The 22,503-nt window shown below is 69.6% G+C and carries 22 protein-coding genes; 5 read left to right on the forward strand and 17 right to left on the reverse strand.

The features are described 5' to 3' along the window. Window positions 1-15: 15 nt before the first annotated feature. Complete coding sequence (locus tag MKL20_RS18415) at window positions 16-2,664, reverse strand: ABC transporter ATP-binding protein/permease (protein ID WP_244037879.1); 2,649 nt, start codon at window positions 2,662-2,664, stop codon at window positions 16-18. Window positions 2,665-2,946: 282 nt separating this feature from the next. Further along, a complete protein-coding gene (locus tag MKL20_RS18420; protein ID WP_279594838.1) occupies window positions 2,947-3,648 on the reverse strand; it encodes an SDR family oxidoreductase in 702 nt (233 codons plus the stop codon). Between the two features lie 370 nt (window positions 3,649-4,018). Between MKL20_RS18420 and typA the strand changes: the two genes are divergently transcribed. Both typA and MKL20_RS18430 read left to right on the forward strand, forming a co-directional pair. Beyond that, window positions 4,019-5,845, forward strand: a complete 1,827-nt coding sequence (typA, locus tag MKL20_RS18425) for a translational GTPase TypA (protein WP_243968522.1) — start codon at window positions 4,019-4,021, stop codon at window positions 5,843-5,845. 145 nt (window positions 5,846-5,990) lie between these two features. Next, window positions 5,991-6,221, forward strand: a complete 231-nt coding sequence (locus tag MKL20_RS18430; RefSeq protein WP_244037880.1) for an RAG2 PHD domain containing protein — start codon at window positions 5,991-5,993, stop codon at window positions 6,219-6,221. A gap of 81 nt (window positions 6,222-6,302) precedes the next feature. On the opposite strand, the gene MKL20_RS18435 is transcribed toward MKL20_RS18430, so the two are convergent. The 5 genes from MKL20_RS18435 to cysK form a co-directional block, all read right to left on the reverse strand. Beyond that, window positions 6,303-6,455 (reverse strand): hypothetical protein, encoded by a 153-nt coding sequence (locus MKL20_RS18435; RefSeq protein ID WP_244037881.1) that lies wholly within the window; start codon window positions 6,453-6,455, stop codon window positions 6,303-6,305. Beyond that, on the reverse strand, window positions 6,452-6,766 hold the full coding sequence (locus MKL20_RS18440; RefSeq protein ID WP_244037882.1) for a hypothetical protein: 315 nt from the start codon (window positions 6,764-6,766) through the stop codon (window positions 6,452-6,454). Before MKL20_RS18440 ends, MKL20_RS18435 begins: the two co-directional genes overlap by 4 nt. Further along, entirely contained in the window at window positions 6,766-7,104 is a 339-nt protein-coding gene (locus tag MKL20_RS18445) for a hypothetical protein (RefSeq protein ID WP_244037883.1), read from the reverse strand. The genes MKL20_RS18440 and MKL20_RS18445 overlap by 1 nt, the downstream gene beginning before the upstream one ends. A 121-nt stretch (window positions 7,105-7,225) precedes the next feature. Next, window positions 7,226-7,723 (reverse strand): hypothetical protein, encoded by a 498-nt coding sequence (locus MKL20_RS18450; RefSeq protein ID WP_244037884.1) that lies wholly within the window; start codon window positions 7,721-7,723, stop codon window positions 7,226-7,228. A gap of 393 nt (window positions 7,724-8,116) precedes the next feature. After that, window positions 8,117-9,091, reverse strand: coding sequence for a cysteine synthase A (gene cysK / locus MKL20_RS18455; protein WP_244037885.1), 975 nt, complete (start codon window positions 9,089-9,091; stop codon window positions 8,117-8,119). A 280-nt stretch (window positions 9,092-9,371) separates the two neighbouring features. Between cysK and MKL20_RS18460 the strand changes: the two genes are divergently transcribed. Then, complete coding sequence (locus MKL20_RS18460; RefSeq protein WP_244037886.1) at window positions 9,372-10,334, forward strand: TAXI family TRAP transporter solute-binding subunit; 963 nt, start codon at window positions 9,372-9,374, stop codon at window positions 10,332-10,334. A gap of 12 nt (window positions 10,335-10,346) precedes the next feature. On the opposite strand, the gene MKL20_RS18465 is transcribed toward MKL20_RS18460, so the two are convergent. Beyond that, window positions 10,347-10,877 (reverse strand): GcrA family cell cycle regulator, encoded by a 531-nt coding sequence (locus tag MKL20_RS18465; protein WP_244037887.1) that lies wholly within the window; start codon window positions 10,875-10,877, stop codon window positions 10,347-10,349. Window positions 10,878-11,318: 441 nt separating this feature from the next. Between MKL20_RS18465 and MKL20_RS18470 the strand changes: the two genes are divergently transcribed. Continuing rightward, entirely contained in the window at window positions 11,319-12,506 is a 1,188-nt protein-coding gene (locus MKL20_RS18470; protein ID WP_244037888.1) for a patatin-like phospholipase family protein, read from the forward strand. Between the two features lie 53 nt (window positions 12,507-12,559). Here MKL20_RS18470 and MKL20_RS18475 read toward each other — a convergent pair whose 3' ends face one another. From MKL20_RS18475 to MKL20_RS18485, 3 genes are all read right to left on the reverse strand, one after another. Beyond that, window positions 12,560-12,688 carry a hypothetical protein gene (locus MKL20_RS18475; protein WP_007561257.1) on the reverse strand — a complete coding sequence of 43 codons (129 nt, stop codon included), beginning with the start codon at window positions 12,686-12,688 and terminating at the stop codon, window positions 12,560-12,562. A gap of 84 nt (window positions 12,689-12,772) precedes the next feature. After that, on the reverse strand, window positions 12,773-14,185 hold the full coding sequence (gene pyk / locus MKL20_RS18480) for a pyruvate kinase (protein ID WP_244037913.1): 1,413 nt from the start codon (window positions 14,183-14,185) through the stop codon (window positions 12,773-12,775). 163 nt (window positions 14,186-14,348) lie between these two features. Next, complete coding sequence (locus MKL20_RS18485; protein WP_244037889.1) at window positions 14,349-14,846, reverse strand: SRPBCC family protein; 498 nt, start codon at window positions 14,844-14,846, stop codon at window positions 14,349-14,351. A gap of 285 nt (window positions 14,847-15,131) precedes the next feature. Between MKL20_RS18485 and MKL20_RS18490 the strand changes: the two genes are divergently transcribed. Then, window positions 15,132-16,430, forward strand: coding sequence for a lytic murein transglycosylase (locus MKL20_RS18490; protein ID WP_244037890.1), 1,299 nt, complete (start codon window positions 15,132-15,134; stop codon window positions 16,428-16,430). On the opposite strand, the gene MKL20_RS18495 is transcribed toward MKL20_RS18490, so the two are convergent. From MKL20_RS18495 to MKL20_RS18520, 6 genes are all read right to left on the reverse strand, one after another. After that, on the reverse strand, window positions 16,431-17,219 hold the full coding sequence (locus MKL20_RS18495) for an aldolase (protein ID WP_244037891.1): 789 nt from the start codon (window positions 17,217-17,219) through the stop codon (window positions 16,431-16,433). A 103-nt stretch (window positions 17,220-17,322) separates the two neighbouring features. Beyond that, a complete protein-coding gene (locus MKL20_RS18500) occupies window positions 17,323-18,339 on the reverse strand; it encodes a biotin-dependent carboxyltransferase family protein (RefSeq protein ID WP_244037892.1) in 1,017 nt (338 codons plus the stop codon). Then, window positions 18,336-19,067 carry a 5-oxoprolinase subunit B family protein gene (locus tag MKL20_RS18505; RefSeq protein WP_244037893.1) on the reverse strand — a complete coding sequence of 244 codons (732 nt, stop codon included), beginning with the start codon at window positions 19,065-19,067 and terminating at the stop codon, window positions 18,336-18,338. Before MKL20_RS18505 ends, MKL20_RS18500 begins: the two co-directional genes overlap by 4 nt. After that, window positions 19,064-19,825, reverse strand: coding sequence for a 5-oxoprolinase subunit PxpA (locus MKL20_RS18510; RefSeq protein WP_244037894.1), 762 nt, complete (start codon window positions 19,823-19,825; stop codon window positions 19,064-19,066). Before MKL20_RS18510 ends, MKL20_RS18505 begins: the two co-directional genes overlap by 4 nt. Window positions 19,826-20,214: 389 nt before the next feature. After that, window positions 20,215-20,616, reverse strand: a complete 402-nt coding sequence (locus MKL20_RS18515; RefSeq protein WP_244037895.1) for a DCC1-like thiol-disulfide oxidoreductase family protein — start codon at window positions 20,614-20,616, stop codon at window positions 20,215-20,217. Continuing rightward, window positions 20,613-22,295 carry a hypothetical protein gene (locus MKL20_RS18520; RefSeq protein WP_244037896.1) on the reverse strand — a complete coding sequence of 561 codons (1,683 nt, stop codon included), beginning with the start codon at window positions 22,293-22,295 and terminating at the stop codon, window positions 20,613-20,615. Before MKL20_RS18520 ends, MKL20_RS18515 begins: the two co-directional genes overlap by 4 nt. Window positions 22,296-22,503 lie beyond the last annotated feature (208 nt).

Genomic DNA, 22,503 nt, shown 5'->3' on the forward strand with positions numbered 1-22,503 from the left:
ACCGCCGCGTTCGCTTCACTCGGCGGCGTTGCGCAGACGGGATTCGGTGGGCCGGAGCGCCAGCCGTGTCGGGAAGCGCGCGGCATCCGCCTCGCTGGACACGCTCGCCACGAGACTCCCCTTGGGCAGAACCGCCGCCGTCACGTCGAGCAGCGTTTCCACGCCGCGCTCGAGCTGCTCGCTGACCCGCTCGACCACGAGGATCTCCGGGTCGCGCAGCAGCGCCCGGGCCAGGCCGATCCGGACGCGCACGCGCTCGGTCAGGAGCTGGCCGCGGTTGCCGACCTGCTGGTCGAGGCCGCGCCGCTGGACCGGCCGCTCCAGGTCGAACTGGCGGAACACCGCCCGGGCCTCGCGCTGGACGATCTGCTCGCCATGCATCCGCGCGGTGTCGATGCGGCCGAACAGCAGGTTGTCGAGGACGGTGCTGCGCGGATTGATCCGGTTCGGGTCGTAGGATTCGATGTCGCAGCCGTCATGGCCGTGCATGAACGCCTGCACCACGCCCCGCGCGCCCACGATCCGGAGCTTGAGCGGCTGGTCGAGCAGGCCGAAGCGCATCCGCGGCTCGACATAGGCGAGCGCCAGCGCCAGGAACGCCACGCTGTCCGCCTCGTCCAGCCGGCCCTCCGCGGGCAGGCGGGCGAGCCGGCGCAGATACTCGGGCAGGGCGTCCGGGGTGATCAGCGAGAAGCGCCGGAACAGGGGGTGGCCCGGCGGCACGTCGGCGAAGATGTCCTTGAGGTTCTGGGCGATCGCCACGCCCATCCGGTCGAGATCGTCCAGGAGCTTCGCCCGCTCCAGCGCCTCACGGAACAGCCGCACGCCCGCGAGCCGCCGCGGATCCGTCAGGGTCGGGTCGCGCGGCACTCCGAACATCAGGTTCTCCGCCACGGTCGCCTGGACGTTGTAGCTGCCGCGCGAGAACGGGATCACCAGGTCGGCGAGCCCGCTCTGGGCGAAATGCTCGCGCAGATGCTCCCGGGCGGCGATCATGCGCTGGCCCGCCGGCGTGTCGTGGACCACCGTGCTGAGCGCGCCGAGGCCGAACCGGTACAGGTCGTCGCCGAGATCCAGGCGGAAGAGCAGGTCGAGCAGGCGCTCGTCGAGTTCCCGGGCATCGCGGACGCCGAACCGGGCGTAGTCGATCCAGGGGTCGTCGATGCTGTCGGCCGGGTTGCCGGTCTTCACCGCCTCGTTGATCCGCGCCTTGCTCAGGTCGAGGCTCGTCGTCCGCAGGGGTTTGACCCGTAGCCCGTAGAGGAGGTTGTCGCGCACCGTCCCGGGAAACAGGACCGGTGCGAGATCGGCGAAGGCGATGCGGCGGGCACGGGTCGATCGCGGCAGGGTCGACAGGTCGTGGTCGCCGATCCGGATCGAACCGCTGGTCGGAACCCGCAGGCCCGCGAGCGTCCGGGCGAATTCCTGCGCGATCGGTCCGGGCGGGACCAGGGCGAACCGGCCCGGCAGCGCGGCCTGGACATCGCCGATCTCGATCGGCAGGCCCCCCTGTGGATCGCGCAGCGCCAGGGCTTCGGCGCGCAGCGGGCTGCCGAGCAGCGGCGGCGTCCCCTGCTTCTCCCGCTCCGCGGGCAGGAGGCGCTGCGGCCCGAAATGCGCCGCCACGGTCTCGTACTTCACCTCGACGTCGAGGCGCTGCTGGTCCCAGTCGATCAGCTCCTTCAGGGGCGGCGGCAGGTCGCGATAGGCCGCGAGCACCGCCACGAGCTGGCCGATATCGAGCTCGCCCTTGAGGGCGAACACGCCGCCGATGGCGTAGAACAGGAACGGCGTGATCTGCGCGAGCAGGTTGTTGAGGTATTTGACCGCGAATTTCCGCCGGTAGATGCGCAGGCGCAGGTCGTACAGGCTGTAGAGCCGGCCGCCGATCTCGGCCCGCTCCCAGCGGCCGGTGTCGTTGAGCGTCACGGCCTGCAGCCCATCGAGCACCTCGGCGACCCGGCCGGCCAGGTTGCGCGAGGCGATCTGGCGCTGGCGGCTGAGCAGGATGATCTGCCGCCGCAGCCGCGGGATCACGGTCATCTGCACCGCCACCATCCCGCCGGCCGCGAGGCCGAGCCAGATGTTCTGCATCATGATGAAGGCGAGCGCGGTCGCGGCCTGGGTGCCGAGGAAGACCGGCACCACGATCGCGTCGCCGATGAACGAGCCGATCGGCTCGACCTCGTCGCGGATGATCGTCGCCGTCTCGGAGGATTTCACCTCCCGCTGCGCCTCCGGGGTGAAGCGCAGCATCAGGGAGAACAGCTGGTAGCGCAGCCGGCGCAGCATCCGCTCGCCGAGGATGCCCTTCTGCAGGTTGATGTAGAACTTGAACGCGCCGTTGATCAGCACGAGCACCAGGAACAGGGTCGAGAGCCCGAGCAGCAGCTCGAACCGGTCGAACTGAAAGCCTTCGAACACGCGCGTCGTGCCGCCACCCAGCAGGTCCGGCCAGTGGATCGTCACGTCGAGGAAAGGGGCGGTGGCCTCGCCATGCGCGAAGGCCTTGCCGGTTATGGCATCGTTGACGATGCGCTTCGGCAGGTCGAGCGAGGCGAAGTAGAACGGCAGCGAGGCCAGCACCACGGCGCAGATCTTGAGCTGCTCGGCCTTGGAGTAGCGCCAGATGTAGGGAAAGAGCCGCGGCTCAAGCTCGCGCATCGGGAACGTCCGGCAAAGGTCTCTCCTGGCGAAAACGATGCCGGCTCGGTGTGCGCCCACGCACAGATCTGAGCGAAAACGTCATCGGACGATGCGGTTCCATTGCGTAAGCTTGGCGGCATCGGACGCAGGCCGCCGGTCCCGTTGGTGCAACCGCGCGGTCCCGCTGCGCGGCCGTCGTGTCATCGCGCCGTCATATAGGGCATGCCGGGCGCACGGCGGCACCATCCGATCACGGATTGCGTGCTGCGCTGTGCGTACCGCAGGGCGTGGTGCGGCGGTTCAGATGGAGCGGGTCACTCCGCCATCGACGCGTAGGTTCTGCCCGGTGATGTAGGCCGCGCCGTCCGAGGCGAGGAACGCGACCGTGGCGGCGATCTCGTCGGTGCGGCCGTAGCGGCCCATCGGGACGCTGAGCCGGCGCTCCTCCGCGGCGGGCAGGCTGTCGATCCAGCCTGGCAGCACGTTGTTCATGCGGACATTGTCGGCCGCGTAAGTGTCGGCAAACAGCTTCGTGTAGGCCGCGAGCCCGGCCCGGAACACCGCCGAGGTCGGGAACATCGGGCTCGGCTCGAAGGCCCAGGCTGTCGAGATGTTGATGATCGCGCCGGCGCGCTGCGCCTGCATGATCGGCGTTACCAGGCGCGCCGCCCGCACCACGTTCATCAGATAGGTGTCCAGGCCGGCGTGCCACTGCGCGTCGGTGATGTCGAGCAGGGGCGCCCGGGGGCCATGTCCGGCGCTGTTGACCAGGATATCGACCCGGCCCCAGCGGGCCATCGCCCCGTCGACCAGGCGCTGCAGGTCCTCGGCAGATTGGTTCGAGCCGGTCACGCCGAACCCGCCCAGTTCCTGACCCAGCGCCTCACCCTTGCCGGACGACGACAGGATCCCGACCGCGAAACCGTCGGCGGCGAGCTTTTGGGCGGCGGCCGCGCCCATGCCGCTGCCGCCCGCCGTCACGAGAGCCACCCTGTCGCCCATAATCGTCCGCTCCGCTCTCGTCCGGTGACCCTGCCGGGCAGGTGCAGGGGCGACGAATCGCCACCGCCGGCAAGCCGTAGCGGTTTACGGTACGCGAACGGTTGGGCGGAACGGACTTCGCAGCAAAACGACGAGACTACGGCGTGCGATAAGGTGGATCGCTGCCGCTTCGAGCCCGAAATTTGCTGGCACCACGTGTGGTTTAGCAGGGGACGCCGCGCGCAACGGCGTACCGGCATGCATCCGCTGGCCTTGCCGCGGGGCCCGCGGGCTTATATTGCGACGCAACCACCTCGACCGTACCTCACCCGGCGCGGACGGCCGCGCCGCGCGGCCGCCAGGGAGCCGGCACAACCCGTTTCGGGCCGCCATGAATCTGCGCAACATCGCCATCATTGCCCACGTCGACCACGGCAAGACGACGCTCGTCGACAAGCTGCTGGCCCAGTCCGGCACCTTCCGCGAGAATCAGCGGGTCGAGGAGCGGGCAATGGACTCCAACGACCTGGAGAAGGAGCGTGGCATCACGATCCTGGCCAAGGCGACTTCGGTCGTCTGGGACGACACCCGGGTCAACATCGTCGACACCCCCGGCCACGCCGATTTCGGCGGCGAGGTCGAGCGCATCCTGTCGATGGTCGACGGCGTGATCGTGCTGGTGGATGCCGCCGAGGGGCCGATGCCCCAGACCAAGTTCGTGGTCGGCAAGGCGCTCAAGATCGGCCTGCGCCCGATCGTGGCGATCAATAAGGTCGACCGTCCGGACGCGCGCATCACCGAGGTCGTGAACGAGGTGTTCGACCTGTTCGCGGCGCTCGACGCCACCGATGATCAGCTCGACTTCCCGATCCTCTACGGCTCCGGCCGCAACGGCTGGATGGCCGACAGCCCCGAGGCCGACCCGTCGGTGGGCCTCAAGCCGCTGTTCGAGCTCGTGTTGAAGCACGTGCCGCCGGCCAAGGTTGAAGAGGGTCCGTTCCGGATGCTCGGCACCCTGCTCGAGGCCAACCCGTTCCTGGGCCGGATCATCACCGGCCGCATCGCGTCGGGCACCGTCAAGCCGAACCAACAGATCAAAGTGCTGTCGCGGGATGGTAAGGTCGTCGAGACCGGCCGCGTCTCGAAGATCCTCGCCTTCCGGGGCCTGGAGCGCGCGCCGATCGATATCGGCGAGGCGGGCGACATCGTCTCCATCGCCGGCCTGATCAAGGGCACCGTGGCCGACACGTTCTGCGATCCGCAGGTGGATACGCCGATCCAGGCCCAGCCGATCGATCCGCCGACCGTGACCATGTCGTTCATCGTCAACGACTCGCCGCTCGCCGGCACCGAGGGCGACAAGGTCACCAGCCGGATGATCCGCGACCGCCTGTTCAAGGAGGGCGAGGGCAACGTCACGCTCAAGATCGAGGAAGCGTCCGACAAGGATTCTTTCTATGTGTCCGGTCGCGGTGAATTGCAGCTCGCCATCCTGATCGAGACCATGCGCCGCGAGGGCTTCGAGATCGCGGTCTCTCGTCCGCGGGTCGTCTACGAGAAGGACGAGAATGGCGAACTTCTCGAGCCGATCGAAGAGGTCGTGATCGACGTCGACGAGGAGCATTCGGGCGTCGTCGTCCAGAAGATGTCGGAGCGTAAGGCCGAGATGCTGGAGATGCGGCCTTCGGGCGGCGATCGCCTGCGCCTCGTGTTCCACGCCCCGACCCGCGGCCTGATCGGTTACCAGGGCGAGCTGCTCACCGACACCCGCGGCACGGCGATCATGAACCGCCTGTTCAAGGCTTACGAGCCGTTCAAGGGCGAGATCGCGGGCCGCCGCAACGGTGTGCTGATCTCCAACGACAAGGGCGAGGCCGTGGCTTACGCCATGTGGAACCTCGAAGACCGCGGTCCGATGATGATCGAGCCCGGCTGGAAGGTCTACCAGGGCATGATCATCGGCGAGCACAACCGCGAGAACGATCTCGAGGTTAACGTGCTTAAGGGCAAGAAGCTCACCAACATCCGCACCACCTCGAAGGACGAGGCCGTGCGCCTGACGCCGCCGATCCGGATGACCCTGGAGCGCTCGCTCGCCTGGATCCAGGACGACGAGCTGGTCGAGGTCACGCCGAAGTCGATCCGTCTGCGCAAGACCGTGCTGGATCCGAACGACCGCAAGCGCGTCGAGCGCTCGTCGAAGGACACTGCCGCCTGAGCTGAATGCCGGGCAACCGGGCGCTCAGGCCCGGTTGCCGATGGGGACTTCATTCTGCTCCCCGGTTGACCCACCGAGCCGTCCCGCAGAGCATTCCGGCTCGGCGGGACGGCCCGAGCGGGCCGCATGAAACCCCGTGACCCCGATGCCCGTCGCCTTGAACGCCAACCTGCCGGCCCGCTCGGCCCCGGCAGCCGCTCCGTATCTCGTCGGCCAGGATGGCGAAGGCCATTGGGTCGCCGTCGAGACCGGCGGCAGGGCAGGGGGCCTGTTTCGGACCCGCCAGGACGCGATCCGCTACGCCTGCGTCGAGACCGGTTGCCGTCCGGACGAGGTCGCGTTGGCCGTCGAGCCGATCCGCGTCCGGCTTTCCTGAGCGCGTATCCCAAACGATTAGAACCCCGCATCGACCTTGGGGCTCATGCCCCGAGGTCTGCGGCCATCTCGAAAAGAGACCTCAGCTGCCGCCGGGGTCGGTCTCGTCGTTCTGGCTCTTGTCGCCCTGCGGACCCATCCCGGGCTTGCCGTCGGTCTTCTCGTTGGGGTCCTTCACCGCGTCGGGCGCGACGTTGGCCGGCTTCTCCGGCTTCGGCTCTTCGCGCTCGCTCACTTTTTGTCCTCCTGCTCGACGCGATAGTGTCCGTCGGCCACTTTCTGGTCGGCGGCCGGGCCCCGCGACGCTGTCTGGTCCGAATGGCCGCCCGACGAGCCGCCGACAGCGGGGGGTGAGCGTCCGGCCTCGCCGGATTGGCCCCACCCCTCCTTGGACTCGGTCTTGGCCGCTTCGCCCGAACCCATATCGGTGATCGCTGCCTGTTCGGCAGTCTGGTGACCGCCGCCCGCCGGAGGCTCGCCCTTCGAGCCGACCGTGTCGTCGGGCTTGCGGGTAACGGTTCCGGAATCGCTGGTGAGCCTGCCCATCAGCGTTTCCCATCGTCCTGGCCGACCGCCGCGGTGGCCCGGTCGATCGCCTCGCCCAGGCTCGAGCCCTTGTCCGAAGCCTTGCCGAACTCGCCCTGCAGCTTCTTCAGGTTCTCGGGTGGCGTCTCCGCCTCGGTGGCGTCGGTGGCGTCCGAGCCCGGGGTGCCGGAGGCGATCCGCGCCGCCTGGGCGTCGCCCGCCGGATCGCGCTTCAGGTCGGCCTGCGTGTTGGCAGGCAGACCCACGTCGAGGGGCGAATCCTGGCCGAGATCCTGACCGTTGCGGTCGGCATTGGCGTTGAAGTCCTTCAACGACGGCCGTGTCGTCTGCTCTGCCATGGCTCCTGCCTCTCCTGCTGTGCGCTGTGGCGGGACAACGGGGGCGGGAGATCAGGGTTGCGTCGGCGCCGGTGATCCCTCGGAGCCGTCCGGTCCGCGGGCTGCCGGCGGTGAATCACATTCAGGGGCCGACGATCCTGGGGGCAAGGTTCTGCACCAGGGCCCGCACCGAATCCTCGGCGTGCCCCGGGCTGTCGGCCTTGGCCTGGATCATCAGCAGGTCGCCGTCGCGCAGGATCACCGCGGTCGATCCGCCGCCATTTCCCAGCCCATAGACGGTGATCCACCCGATGGCCGGGCTCACCGGCAGAGCCGAGAGGCGGCAATCCGGGTTCTGCTGGATGCACAGCGATTCGAGCTTGGCGAAGGTGGTCGCCCCGGATCGCACCCGCTTTTCGGTTCCGTCGTTCAGGCGTCCGAGCTCGATATCGGCTATGGGCGAACCCCGGCACGGGGCACAGGTCACGGTCAGGGTCAGCGGGGTCGCCTGCACCGAGGCCTTGGTGTCGATCGCGATCCGGACCCGGTCCACGAATCCCGTGAGGTCGTGGCTGGCAAAGCCCTGCGCCTGCGCAGCCTGGGCGATGAAGCAGCCGAGGAGAACGAGAAGCCAGCGCATGCGGGGATGTCCGTCCGGTCTTGGATCGTCGGCGGGGCGAGGGGCCCGGGACTCACATGACCGATGCGCGAAGGTTTTCCAAGATTTGGGTCTCGATGCGTCGTCGCGCGGCGCGCAGATCACGGATGATGCTGAAGGATACTGGGTATAAACCGGGACAAATCGACAAGATTGATGAGAGGCGCCACCCGATCGAAGTCGTGGATCATTGAGGCTAATCTATTGCTCGCGACAGTTGGTACTTCAGCGCGATAACTTGGACGGAATAGTTCGTGGAATAGGCAGCCGCTATCGTTCCGAAACGCCAAAGCCGCGCCGGCTCCAAGAGAACCGGCGCGGCTTGAGAGGTCATCGTCAGTGTCGGTGCGTGGCGTGGAGCTGCCCCGCCCGGTGCTAGCCGATCCCGTCGAACAGGGCCGACGAGATATAGCGCTCGGCGAACGAGCAGGCGATCGTGACGATCCGCTTGCCCTGGAATTCCGGCCGCTTGGCCAGTTCCAGCGCCGCCGCGACATTGCCGCCGGTGGAGATGCCGCCCGGGATGCCCTCGAGCCGGGCGAGCGCCCGCGAGGTCTCGAAGGCGGTGTCGTTGGAGACCTTGAGCACGCCGTCGAGGATGTCGGTGTGCAGGTTCCCCGGGATGAAGCCCGCGCCGATGCCCTGGATCTTGTGCGGGCCGGGCTGGCCGCCGGAGATCACCGGGGAATCCACCGGCTCCACCGCGAAGACCTTGAGGTTGGGCAGCCGCGGCTTCAGGACTTCGCCGACGCCGGTCACGGTGCCGCCGGTGCCGACGCCGGCCACGAAGGCATCGAGTTGGCCGCCGGTATCGGTCCAGATCTCCTCGGCCGTGGTCTTGCGGTGGATCTCGGGATTGGCCGGGTTCGAAAATTGCTGCGGCATCACCGAGCCCGGGATCTCCTTGAGCAGTTCCTCGGCCTTCGCGATGGCGCCCTTCATGCCTTGTGCGCCGGGGGTGAGCGCCAGCTCGGCACCCAGGAAGGCCAGCATCTTGCGCCGCTCGATGGACATCGTCTCCGGCATCACCAGGATCAGCCGGTAGCCCCGCGCCGCGGCCACGAAGGCCAGCGCGATCCCGGTGTTGCCGGAGGTCGGCTCGACCAGCGTGCCGCCGGGCTGCAACTGGCCCGCGGCCTCCAGGGCGTCGATCATGTTGACGCCGATACGGTCCTTCACGCTGGCGATCGGGTTGAAGAATTCGAGCTTCAGCAGGATCTCGGCATCGACGCCGTGCTCTTTGGGCAGGCGGTTGAGGCGCACCAGCGGGGTGTTGCCGATGGTCTCGGTGATCGAGCCGTAGACACGGCCGTGGCCGACCTTCGCCGGCGCGTTGAGGGAATCGGCCATCGCGGAACTCCTGCAGGTCTCAAGTCGAACGGATGTCGGGTCCGGGCGATCCGTGCCAAGGGGAGCCTCGGCCGGCCGGCGGACAGGAGGCTGCGATATCGCGTCGCCGAACCGGGGGCAATCGGGCTAAGTGGCCTGTACGAAAGTTCTTTTTGCCGGCGGTGGGGAATATTCCCGATTATGGAAGAAGGCGGCTGATGCGCAGTCGTTTTGTGGAATATCGTTCTCTCGCCCGATGCGATACGCCGCGCCGCGGATGGCTGCCGACGAGGGATGACCGATGAAACGCCGTCCACTCGCTGCCGCCGGCCCGACTCGCCGCGCCGGTCTTCTGGCCGCCTTTGGCCTCGTTCTCGTACGGTCGACCTGTGCTGCGGAGCCGACGCGCGTCGTTCTTGCCACCGCGACACCGGGTGGCGGCTTCCCGGCCTTCGGGGATGCCTTCGCGGCAGCGATCCGCGCGGCGGATCCCGAACTCGCCATCGAAACGCGCGCCAGCGGCGGCTCGGCCGAGAATATCGGGCTGTTGCGCGCCGGCCGGGTCGACCTGGCCCTGGTCCAGGGCGAATACGCCTATCCGGCCCTGGCTGAGCCGGGCGGCCTCACGGTTCTGGCGCCGATGTACCCCTCGCCCGGCCTGTTCGCCGTTCCCGCGGCGAGCCCGATTCGCGCGGTCGAGGATTTGCGCGGGCGGACGGTGGTGTTGGGCACGCATAAGTCCGGCCTCACCGTGATGGGCCGTAGCGCACTCCAAGCTTCGGGGCTCGATCCCGAGCGCGACATCCGCCCGATCCTGCTCGCCCAGGCCGGCGACGGGCCGCCCATGGTGCGCGATGGCCACGCCGACGCTCTCTGGGGCGGCGGCCTCGGCTGGCCAGGTTTCCTCGCGATGGCGCAAGCGCCGGGCGGCGCCCGGTTCTTCGGGCCGTCGGAGGCCGGCATCGCGCGGCTGGCGCAGCCCGGCGCGGCGCTTCAGCGCCTGATCGTGCCACCCGGCAGCTTCCCCGGTCAGTCCGCCGCAATCGAGACGGTGGGCTCCTGGAGCCTCGTGCTCGCGCGGCCCGGCTTCGAGGCCGACACGGCGTATCGGATCGTCCGGGCCCTGGCCCGGGCCGATATGGTCGCCCGCCATCCGCAGGGCGCGGATAGCCATCCGAAGAACCTGTCCGGACTTGTGCCGGCGACGCAGCTCAACCCCGGCACGCGTCGCTATCTCGGCGAGACCGGTGTCGTCGTCCGCTGAGCCTCCGGGGGGCTAGCGGAACGAGGCGACGCGCCGGTCGCGCTTGCGCTCCGCGGCCGGCTGGTAGGCGATCTCGGCGTGGTGGGTGCAGTAGGGCAGCCCGGTGATCGAGCGGGCGCCGCAGAACCGGAATTCCGGCGTGGTCGGGTCGCCTAGCGGCCACCGACACATGGATTCGCGCAGGTCCATGATCGTGACCCGCTGCGACACCGACAGCGCCACCGGCTCGGGGGCCGCTGGGGCTGGTGCCGGGAAGACCGGCGCGGGACGATGCGACAGGATCGCCACCGGCTCGGGCGCCTGGGTCTCGACCACCGCGATGGCGGTCTCGATCTCCACGGCCTTTGCGGTTTGCGCTGCGGCGGGAGCCTCCTCGCCGCCTCGGGCGCGGCCGCCCAGGCCGAGACGATGCACCTTGCCGATCACCGCGTTGCGGGTGACGCCGCCGAGCTGCGCCGCGATCTTGCTCGCGCTTTGCCCGTCTTCCCACAGCCGGCGCAGGAGCGCCACGCGATCATCCGTCCAGCTCAGGCCCGCTTCCATAGTCCCCCTCCGCCCCCTGCGGCCCGCGCGCTATACCCGCGTGACGGGGTGCGTTCCGGATCATACAGACCCGCCCGGCCGTTCTGCCGGTGCGAACCGCACCCGTGCGCGTCACCCATGCGCGTCGGATGCCGCACCGCGTGCGACACCCTGTCTCGTCAGGCCACGGCTGGACCCTAGCGCGGCGTTCGCGACGCTTGCAAGGGCGCCCCGGAGACGGAGACCGGCCCTGTCCACCGGCAATGGCTCCCTCGTCCGAGAAGGTGGTTACCGGCGTCGGAAGCGCAGAGCGATCCCGGGACGGCGTGTCGCCGGCGTCACAGGCCGGCGCAATCGCATCACAATCGTGCCGAATGCTAAGCTCGGCGGGAACGCCGTTACGGCCAAGCTGCTTCCGTGTGGCAAAAGGGGCGAGCGTTGCTGTTATCCGAGGTGAGGACGATGGGTTACCGTCAGGGGGGGCTGCGCGTGCTGGTCGCGCTCGGGCTGGCCGGCCAGGTGGCGGCCTGCGGCAGCGTCCCACGCACCGCCTACACGGCCGAGCAGGCCGCGTTCGCCAGTGTACCCGGCATCCCGGGGGCGCGGGTCTATGCCGACGCGTCGGTGGACACGATCGCGGAACTCGCCGGCAATCCGCAGCGCCGCTCCGCCGGCTTCAACTATCTGGCCCTGTCGGGCGGCGGCGGCGACGGCGCCTACGGGGCCGGCGTGCTCAATGGCTGGACGGCCTCCGGCACCCGCCCGGAATTCAGCCTGGTCTCGGGTGTGTCCACCGGCGCGCTGATCGCGCCCTTCGCGTTCCTGGGCCCGGCCTACGATCCGTACCTCACCGAGTTCTACACCAGCGGCGTCGCCGGCGAGCTGGTGACCTCGCCCAACATCGCCAACGTGCTGTTCGGCTCCGGCCTGTTCGGGGATGGGCGCCTGCGCAACCTGATCGCCCGCTACGTGACCCCGGAGCTGCTCACCGCCATCGCGGAGGAGCATGCCAAGGGCCGCCGCCTCATGGTCGTGACGACCAATCTCGATTCCCAGCGTGCGGTGATCTGGAACATGGGCGTGATCGCGTCGAGCGGCGCGCCGAACGCCCTGGAGCTGTTCCGCGACGTGCTGGCCGCCTCGGCCAGCATCCCGGCGGTGTTCCCGCCGCAAATGATCGACGTGACCGCCGCCGACTCCCGCTTCCAGGAGATGCACGTCGACGGCTCGGTGGTCACGCCGGTCTTTACCCTGCCGCAGACGCTGCTGCTCCGCGACGGCAAGATCCGCACCGGCGGCAAAGCCAACATCTACGTGGTGATCAACGGCCGCCTGGAGCCGGATTTCGAGGTGACGAAGGACAACACCCTGTCGATCGTCGAGCGCTCGTTCACGACGGCGAGCCGCGCCCGCTCGCGTGCCACCCTGACGGCGACCTACGCCCTGGCACGCGGCAACGGCATGGGCTTCAACCTGACCTATATCGACGAGAACGGCCCGAAGGCCTCCGCCGCCAAGGGCTTCGATACCGGGTATATGCGGGCGCTCTATCAGGCGGGCCTCGAGAAGGGCCGGACCGGGACGTTCTGGCAGCACACGGTGCCGGCCGCGCCGACGCTCAAGCAGACCGCGGCCGCCGTCGCAAATTGATTGTCTGAGGCTTCAGCGCCGCGCCCCAGATGGGGGCGCGGCGATCGGTCTGGTTACTTGCCCAGGATCTTGGTGACCAAGCGGCCGATCGGCGTCGCGGTGCTGGCGTTCCGGTCGTCGCGGTCGATGGGGCGGTTCTCGTTGCCGAGAAGCTTGGTGACGATGCGTCCGATCAGGCTCATGGGTCCCTCCGCGCGTTCGCGCCAAAACGGCGCAGCTTGCCCATTAACGGGCGATGCGCGGCCGACGTTCCGCGGCTCGCGGCGTCAGATCTGCATCAGCCGGATGTTGTTGGTGTTCCCCATCGTGTGGAACGGGATGCCGGCGGTGACGACGATGATGTCGTTCGGCCGGGCGAAGCCCTCGTCCTGCGCGTGCTGACAGGCCTTGGCGGTCATCTCCTCGTAGGAATCGACATCGTCCGTGTGGACGCTGTGGGCACCCCAGAGCAGGCACAGGCGCCGCGAGGTCGCGAGGCTCGGGGTCAGCGCCAGGATCGACGCGGCGGGGCGCTTGCGGGCGACCCGGGCCGCCGTCGTACCGCTGGTGGTGTAGGTGACGATCGCGGAGGCGCGCACGGCCTCGGCCAGATCGGCCGTGGCGGTGGCGACCGCGTGGGGCGGCGTCTCCTCCTCGCCGGGCTCCGAGGCGGCCACGATCGAGTGGTAGAGCTTGTGACCCTCCACGCTGCGGATGATCCGGTCCATCATCGACACGGCCTCGACCGGATATTGCCCGGTGGCCGATTCCGCCGAGAGCATCACCGCGTCGGCACCGTCGTAGATCGCGGTGGCGACGTCCGACGCCTCCGCGCGGGTCGGGGCGGGTGCGTTGACCATCGAGTCCAGCATCTGGGTCGCCACGATCACCGGCTTCACGGCGAGCCGGCAGGCACGGATCAGCTCCTTCTGCCGCCCGGGCACGTCCTCGTGCGGGATCTCGACGCCGAGATCGCCGCGGGCAACCATCACGGCGTCGGAGAGCCGGATGATGTCGTCGATCCGCTCCAGCGCCTGCGGCTTCTCGATCTTCGACATGATGCCGGCCCGGTCGCCGATGATCCCGCGGGCCTCGATCAGGTCCGACGGCTTCTGGACGAAGGATAGGGCGACCCAGTCGACGCCGAGCTCCAGCCCGAAGGCGAGGTCGGCCCGGTCCTTCTCGGTGAGCGGCGACAGGTCGAGCAGGGTGCCGGGCAGGTTGACGCCCTTGCGGTTCGAGATCGGGCCGCCGGTCACCACCTCGGCGGTGATCGAATCCCGTTCCGGCCCCACGACCCGCACACGCACCCGCCCGTCGTCGATCAGGAGCTCCTGGCCTGGCACCACCGCGGCGAAGATCTCGGGGTGGTGGAGCGGGATCGCCTGCTTGTCGCCCTCCGCCCCTTCGAGGACGAAACGGATCGTCTCCCCGGCGACGAGATCCTGGCGCCCGCCCTGCAGCGTGCCGATCCGGATCTTCGGACCCTGCAGATCCTGCAGGATCCCGATCGGGCGGCCGACCTCCCGCTCCAAGGCGCGGATCGAAGCGTGGACCTTGGCGTGGTCCTCCTGCACGCCGTGGCTGAAGTTGAGCCGGAAGGTGTCGACCCCGGCGAGGAACAGGGCGCGCAGCCGGTCGGGCGCGGAACTCGCGGGACCGACGGTGGCGACGATCTTGGCGTGGCGGTGACGGCGCATGCGGGGCTCTGCCATGAACACGACCTCCGGGAATCGGCCGGCCGATCGGGTCCGCCGACGGCCCCCACATTGGTAAGGATGCGCGCCGAGGCGAGCTTTTTTTGCGAGACGCGCGAGATTCGCCGATCGGGCTCGCCGCCTACTCCGCCGCCTACTCCGCCGCCTACTTGGCGACCTCGCGGGCGATGCCGGCGAGGCCCGCGTCGTAGACGCCGGTGATGTCCGCGAGGGCCTCGGCGTCGCTCATGCCCTCTGCGTCGAAGGTCGCGGTCCAGACCACCGTGGAGCCCGCGCCGTTCGGGCGGACCGCCAGCGTGGCGTTGTAGGCCCGCACCGGCAGCGGACCCTGGATGAAGCTGTAGCTGTAGCTCATGCCCGCCTCGTCGCGGGCGGTTTCGACCTCCACGATCGTGCCGAGGCCACCCTTCGCCACGACGCCGCGAATCTGCGCCCGGATGCCGTCATCGTCGTCCTCGCGCGACAGGATGCAGCGCTCGACCTGCGGATGCCACAACCCGATGGCGCAGAAATCGCCGATCAGCGCCCAGATCGCCGCGGGCGGCGCCGGGATATCCCGGCTGCGGGTGACTTCCAGGGCGCAGGCCGGGCTGGCGATGAATAACGCTGCGATGCCGAGGGCTGCACGGGCGGGTCGCTTCACGTTGGGGTCTCCGCCGGATATCGCCGAACGGAAGTAGGGCGCCTGGTGGAGGAAACCCATCCGGGCTCCGGCAGCCGATCCCTGGAAACCGCCGAGCTCGGCCGATAAGACAGCTGGGTTGATCGCTCGGCCGCTCGACCTTTCGCCGTCATTGCGAGCGTAGCGAAGCAACCCAGGGAAACGCGACATTCGGAGATCGCGCGCGGCCCTGGGTTGCTTCGCTTCGCTCGCAATGACGGCGCGGCGCGCTTCGACCACATGTCAGGCTTGGAGCCGGAGACGCCGATGGACGATCGCATCATGTCGGCTTCCCCATCGCGGCAAGGCAGGCATACGGGGCTTCGCGCCCTCAGGCTCGGGATCGCAGCCCTGGCGCTGGCTCCGGGGCTGGCCGTGGCGGCACCGGAGGCGGCCCCGCCCTCCGTGCCGACCCCGTCTTTCGAGACCTGCCGCACCGATCTGATCGCCTGGGCCGCGGCGCATGACGTGCCGCAGGCCATCGCGCAGGCGCAGCTCGGCAGCCTGGAGCCCGATCCGGACGTGCTGGCCGCGACCCGGAACCAGGGCGAGTTCGTCCGGCCGATCTGGGACTATATCGAGGCTAGCATCACGCCGGCCCGGATCGAGGCCGGGCAGCGCAAGCTCGCCGAGCTGGCGACGCCGCTCGCGGCGATCGAGACGAAATACGGCGTCGACCGCTACACCCTCGTCGCCTTCTGGGGCGTGGAATCGACCTACGGCACCGTGCTCGACAATCTGTCTGTGGTGAAGCCGGTGGTGCGCTCGCTCGCGACCCTGAGCTGCGGCGATCCCACCCGCGCCGCCTACTGGCGCGACGAGCTGACCGCCGCCCTGCAGATCCTCGCCCGCGACGAGGCGCCCCTCGACAAGATGCCCGGCGGACTGACCGGATCCTGGGCCGGCGCCATGGGCCACACCCAGTTCATGCCGACCGTCTACCAGCAGAACGCGGTCGATTTCGACGGCGACGGCAAGCGGGACATCTGGACCTCGGCCACGGACGCGCTCGCCTCCACGGCGAATTACCTGCGCGCCCATGGCTGGCGGCCCGGCGAGGGCTGGGGCTACGAGGCGGTCCTGCCGGAGGGGTTCGACGCCGCACTCGCCGACGAGACCACGCCGCGGAGCCTCGCCGCCTGGCGGGACCTCGGCGTGAAGCCGACCCGGGACCGTCCGATCCCGGATGAGACCGCGCAGGCGACCCTGATCCTGCCCGCGGGGATCCGCGGACCCGCCTTCCTGCTCCGGCCGAACTTTGCGGTGATCCTGCGCTACAACACGGCCCTCGCCTATGCCCTGACGGTGGCGCAGCTCTCGGACCGCCTGCGCGGCGATCCGGGTCTGTCGCGGGACTGGCCGCGGGGCGACCGGCCGCTCACCGGGGACGAGCGCCGCGACCTCCAGACCCGGCTGACCGAGCGCGGCTATGCCACCGGCGGCGTCGATGGCAAGATCGGCCCGAAAACCCGGGCGGCCCTGCGGGCCTACCAGGGCACGCAGGGATTGCCGGCGGATGGCTACGCGGACGCCGCCCTGCTGGAGCGGATCCGGGCGGCGCCGTGATCAAGCCAGGAAGGCCGGCTCGTCCCGGGCGAGCACGCGCTTGACGCTCTCGAGGTGCAGGCGCGCGCTCTCGGCGCGGCCGGCGGCTTCCTGGGCGGCCACGTGCTTCACGATCTCCTCGGGGACGACCTTCAGGGTGCGGCCCGTGCTCATGGCGAGCACCTGCGCCTGGGCGGCGCGCTCCAGGTAGTAGAGATCGTCCCAGGCCTCCGCGATGGTTTCGCCCAGGACCATGACCCCGTGGTTCTTCAGGAACACGATATCGGCCTCGCCGGCGCTCCGGGCGATCCGCTCGCCCTCGCGGGAATCGAGCGCCAGCCCGTTGTAATCCTCGTCCACCGCGATGCGGCCGTAGAAGCGCAGGGCGGTCTGCCCGGCCCAGAGCAGCGGTTGCCCTTCGAGCATGGCGAGCGCCGTGGCGTAGGGCATGTGGGTGTGGAACGCGGCCCGGGCGTTGGGCTTCAGCCGGTGCAGTTCGGCATGGATGTGGAAGGCGGTCGCCTCCGGCTGGCCATCGCCCTCCACCACGTTGCCGTGGAAGTCGCACAGCAGCAGGCTCGATGCGGTCACCTCGGCGAAGGCCAGGCCGTAAGGATTGACCAAGAACAGGTCCGGCCGCTCCGGCAGCACCGCCGAGAAGTGGTTGCAGATCCCCTCTTCGAGGCCGTTGCGCGCGGCCCAGCGCAGGCAGGCGGCCAGATCGACACGGGCGCGGCGGACGCCGTCCGCGTTCAGGGGCTCATTGCTGCGGACGGGGGGCGTGCCCGAAGCGGTGACGGCGTGCGCCATGCGGGAAGGCTTTCTCTCGGTTGGAATCTTGGCCGCCGGAATCAGGCGGCCCGGCATCTTACGCGGTTGCGCGGCGCAGCGGACTACCCCTGCGTGCAGACAGTCAGGCGCCTCCGTCGGTGACGCCATCGACGAGGTTGAGCGCCAGCAGGAAATCCGAGGCGAAATCCGTGCGCACCACAGGATCGCGCGGCACAGGCTCGCGCAGGGCGTCGCGCTCGGCCCGGCGGGCCGCCACCGCGTCGGCAACCGTGACGCTCCGAAACGACAACCGCGTCCCGCCCTGCGCCTGGGCGAGCCGCCCGAGATCCGGCCCGATCACCGTCGCGATCTTCGGATAGCCGCCGGTCGATTGCCGATCGGCCATCAGGATGATCGGCAGGCCGTTGCCGGGCACCTGGATCGCGCCCATCGCCACGCCGTCGGAGACGATATCGTGGCCCTTGGCGTGGGTCAGCGGTGCGCCGTCGAGGAAACAAGCCATGCGGTCGCCGCGGGGCGAGACGGTCCAGGGACCGGCGAGGAAAGCATCGATCTGGTCGGCGGCGAAATAATCGTCCTGCGGGCCGAGCACGACCCGGATTGTTTCGGGATTCCGGACGAGCCAGGGGGCGATCAGACGGTGTGGCGAGACCTCGCCGGCGCGGGGCTCGGCGACCGGGAGGCGGTCGCCGGCAGCCAGCCCCCGCCCATCCAGGCCGCCGAGGCCGGAGCGGGTGTGGGTCGCGGTCGATCCGAGGACCGGCGCCACGTCGATGCGCCCCTGCACGGCCAAGTAGCCCCAGGCGCCGGATGCGCCCGCGCGCACCGTCAGTGTCCGGCCGGGTTCCAGGGTCAGCGCCACCGCGTCAGGCAGGGCGGCCCCGTCGAGGGTGATCCGGAAGCTTCGGGAGACCATGGCGATCCCGAGCGGCCCGCCCTCGGCCGTGACCGTGAGGCCGCCGGTGGAGACCTCGATGGTGGTGGCATCGAGGGGATTGCCCGCCGCCCGGTTGGCAGTGGCGTGCATCAGCGGATCCATCGGGCCCGCGGCCGTGATGCCGTAGCGCAGGTAGCCGTGCCGGCCGCCATCCTGCAGCGTGACACCGGGCCCGGCGGATTCGATGACGAGGGCGGTCATCGAACGGCCTCTTCGCGGCGGGCGACCGGCTCGCCGGCCGCCTCCCGGGCCGTCAGGGCGTCGAAGGTCGTGACGTCCACCGGCTCGAACCGGATCAGGTCGCCGGCGCCGATGAAGAAACTCTGTTCGCGCTCCGGGGCGTAGAGCCGGGCCGGGGTCGCGCCGATCACGTACCAGCCGGTCGGCATCGGTACCGTGGCCACCGCGGCGAGGCCGCCGCCGATCACCACGGCATTGCGCGGATGCGGCGGCCGGGGGCTCGCGCGCCGCGGCACCGCCAGGGTCTTGGGCAGGCCGCCGAGATAGGCGAAGCCCGGCGCGAAGCCGTACATGTAGACCCGGTAGGTCGCCCCGGCATGGGTCGCCACGATCGCCTCGGGGGACAGGCCGGTACGCTCGGCGACCTGGGCGATGTCCTCCCCGTGCGGGGCGTCGTAGCAGCAGGGCAGGGTCCACAGGGTCGGCGTGCCGGCCCGCGCCACGGCCCCGGCGACCAGCGTCTGGACCCGCTCGGCCAGCGCCTCCCGGTCGAGCACCAGCGGATCGTAGTGGAGCATCAGCGAGCGGTAGGTCGGCACGCGCTCGCGCAGGCCTTCGGGCGGATCCGCGCCGAGGGCGTCGTCGAGCGCCAGGACCCGGTCGCTGATCGCGGGATCGACGGTGCTGCCGAACTCCATCACCAGGGCCGCCTCGCCGGAATCGAGCAGCCGGGGCTCGCCCTCGCTCATGTCCGGAACGGCGCCAGCGTCACGCCGGCGCCCTCCAGCCGGGCGCGCACCGCCCGGGCTGTGGCGACCGCGTGGGCGGAATCGCCGTGGACGCAGATCGAGCGGATCGGGGTCGGCAGCGCTTGGCCCGAGGCGGTGAGGATCGCCCCGCCCTCGACCATGCGCAGCACCCGCTCGGCGGCCGCGTCGGCCTCGGTGATCAGGGCGCCGGGCTGGTCGCGCGGAATCAGCAGCCCAGCCTCGGTATAGCCGCGGTCGGCGAAGATCTCCTGGTGGACTTCCAGGCCGCAAGCCTCGCCGGCCGCAACTTGCGCGGTGAGCGCGATGGCGAGCAGGGCCAGGTCGCGGTCGACCGCCCGGACCGCCTTGGCGATGGCGTCGGCCACCGCACGATCCTCGGCGGCGAGGTTGGCGAGTGCCCCGTGGGCCTTCACGTACGTGATTCGGTGGCCAGCGTACGTTGCGAGCGCCTGGGCGGCGCCCACCTGGTAGGCGACCAGCCGCTCGATCTCGGGCGGGGTGAACGGCATGCGGCGGCGTCCGAAGCCCCAGAGGTCGGGGAAGCCCGGATGGGCGCCCACCGCCACGCCGCGGTCTTTCGCCAGCGCGAAGGTGCTCGCCATGATCTCGGGATCGCCCGCGTGTAGGCCGCAGGCGACGTTGGCGGAAGTGACGATGCCGAGGATCGCGGCATCGTCGCCGCAGGCGTAGGCGCCGTAGCCCTCGCCGAGATCGGAGTTCAGGTCCACGCTGGCCAACGGACTCGTCCCCTTCCTGCTGCACCGCCGCCCGGAGTGCATGGCGACCGAATCGGTTCTTTCCACACCGCCTACGATCGGAAGTCGAGAGCGCTGTGTCGGCGGCGCGACAGGTGCGGCAGGCTGCTCGTGCGCGCAACGATGTCCACGCACCTTCGACGGAAGAGGACAACGGTCGGTGACACGCGCTTTCCCTCCCCCCTCTGCGGACTATCGGATTCCCACATCCCCGGATGTGGCGCGGGTCCCCTCTCCCGCACGGGAGAGGGGGCGCGTGGCGGCTTTCGCAAGCCGATGTGTGAACAACGTAGCCTGTGCGGGGGAGGGCGCGTGCCCGGCGAACGCGCTGGGCAAATCCTGTCGTCTGCGCCAGCGCCGCAGCCGTCCGCCTATCGAGGCAGCCCGGGATCCGCCTGCGCGATGAGCTTGCGGCCCAGCAGGGCGAGGGTCGCGCGGCGTCCGAGCTTCATCACCGGATAGAGCAGGCGGGCGCGGGACGGGTCACGCAGCAGTCGCGCCAGGGTTCGGCTGACCGCGCCCCGGTCCTCGCTGAGGGTCGAGACCAGCACGAGGGCATCCGCGCCGTAATACAGGGTCTGGCCGTGCCGCACGACCATGCCGTTGTTGAGGTCATAGCCGCGCCGGGCAAGATCCTCGACCACGGGGCCGCCCTCCCGCGCATCGATCAGCGCCACCGCGCCGACCGAGCGGCGCAGGGCCATCAGGCGCACGTAGTTGCTGCAGAACGGGCATTCGCCGTCATAGACGACCGTGAGGGCAGCGTCGGTCATGGCTTCAGATCGATCCGGTGCTCGGCTTCCGACACCACCCGGCGGACCGGCAGACCGTCCTGCAGGCTCAGACAGACGGATTCGCGGCGGTAGATATAGGCGACGACATCGCGCAGGGGCACGCCGTCGAAGCTCGCGCCGTGCTGGAGCGGGACGAAGAAGTGATGCGGATAGAAGGCGTGGGGAAACGACCCGAGCGTGTCGGCGATCCGGCTGACCAGGCTGTGATAGCCGCGGATATAGGCGTCGACCGCGGGCCGGTCGATCTCGTTTTTGGACAGTTCCTGCCCGCCATCGTCCCGGGCGGTCAGGACCGGCACGTCGCAGGTCTGCGAGGCCAGCACCTTGCGGTAGACCTGGGTTCCGCCATTCGGGTTGTCGAGGGCGAAGGCGGTCTCGGCGTCCGGTGACCCATAGGCCATGTGGGCGAAGGGATACGAGTAGAAGGTGAAGAAGTTCGTCGGGACGTAATGCCGGCCGCCGTCCTTATCGACCGCCTGAAAGTACATCTTGTTGTTCGCGGCAGTGTCGTACCAGCCGAGCCGCGCCTGGGTCATGAAGCTGTTGTCGGTGAGGATGAACAGCACCGAGAAGAGCCCGACCAAGAGCGGCGGCCGCTGGTAGTGGCGGCTGACCACCACGGCGCCGATCGCCAGGTTCAGCAGGATCCACGGGGCGAAATTGGCCCCCATGACGGCCACGATGGACAGGTGCATCGCGTCGAAGCCGAGCAGCAGGACCACGAGCCAGCGTCGCGGCATCAGGATGCCCACCAGTGCCGCGCCCTGTCCGAGCAGGATGAACGCGTTCGTCACCGGCCCGGCATGGCTCAGGATCGCCCGCATGCCCGCCACCAGCCAGGACCAGCTCGCGTAGAACACGTGGTTGTTGTCGAGGCCGACGCTGAACAGCTTGCCGGGGTCGTTCGTCAGCAGCCAGGAGGTCGGGCCGGCATCCAGCGTCACCTTGGCCAGGAAGGACGAATAGTAGTTCCCGAGATGGATGCTGATCGCCGCCGCGATCAGGATTTTGGAGAACAGCGCGCTGGCGATCGCCGTGTCGCTCGTCGCGGAGCCGCCCAGGCCCGGCCGGGCGCTCACGCGCTCCGTCAGCGCGATGACGGCGAGGCCGGCGAGCAGGCAGAAGCTGACCTCGGCGAGGGGCACGACGTCGATGATGTGTCCGTGCCAGAGCCCGGTCACCCGGATGACGGCAAGCTTGCTCCAGACCAGATATGACGCTCCCACGGCTCCGAGCGACGGCCAGCGCAGGCACAGGATCCCGGACGCCACGGCGGCGACCCAGAGAACCACGATGGCCCAAAGCGTCATCGTCGCCTTGAAGCCCTGCTCGACCACCGGGAAGAGCGGGTAGTGAACGAGCGCATAGGCCCCCGAGATCACGCCGATCAGCTGCAGTAGCCGGATGGCGGCTCTGTCGGAGGCGGCATAGGTCCGGCGCACCATCGCGGCGGACAGCAGCAGCGGGAGCACGATGATGTAGAAGTTGTTCCGCTCGTCGATGACCCGGGACAGCTTGAGCACCATCAGCAGCGCGATGGTCTGCGCGAGCACGATGAGATACGGCCGCGCGACCGCGAACGAGACCGGGCCGGACGGCCGGGTCTCCTGGAGCGAGAGCGTTCCGTCCGGAGCTGAACTCGAAAGCGATCGGATCATCGTCACTCTTCGCTGCCAGGGGATCGCGGCGGACGCCGGGACGGCTGGACCGTCGGGCCGGCCTCGACCCGTCCGCATGTCGGCAGCCAAATTGCCACGGTTCGCGGCCGGCCAGCAGGCAAAGTCGGAGGAGGCGGGATACGCCTTTCGGTTGTCGCGGGTGTTTCGAGCCGATGTCCCCGCTCCGGCAAATCCAGACTCGAACCGG

The organism is Methylobacterium sp. E-066 (assembly GCF_022829635.1).
GTDB lineage: Bacteria > Pseudomonadota > Alphaproteobacteria > Rhizobiales > Beijerinckiaceae > Methylobacterium.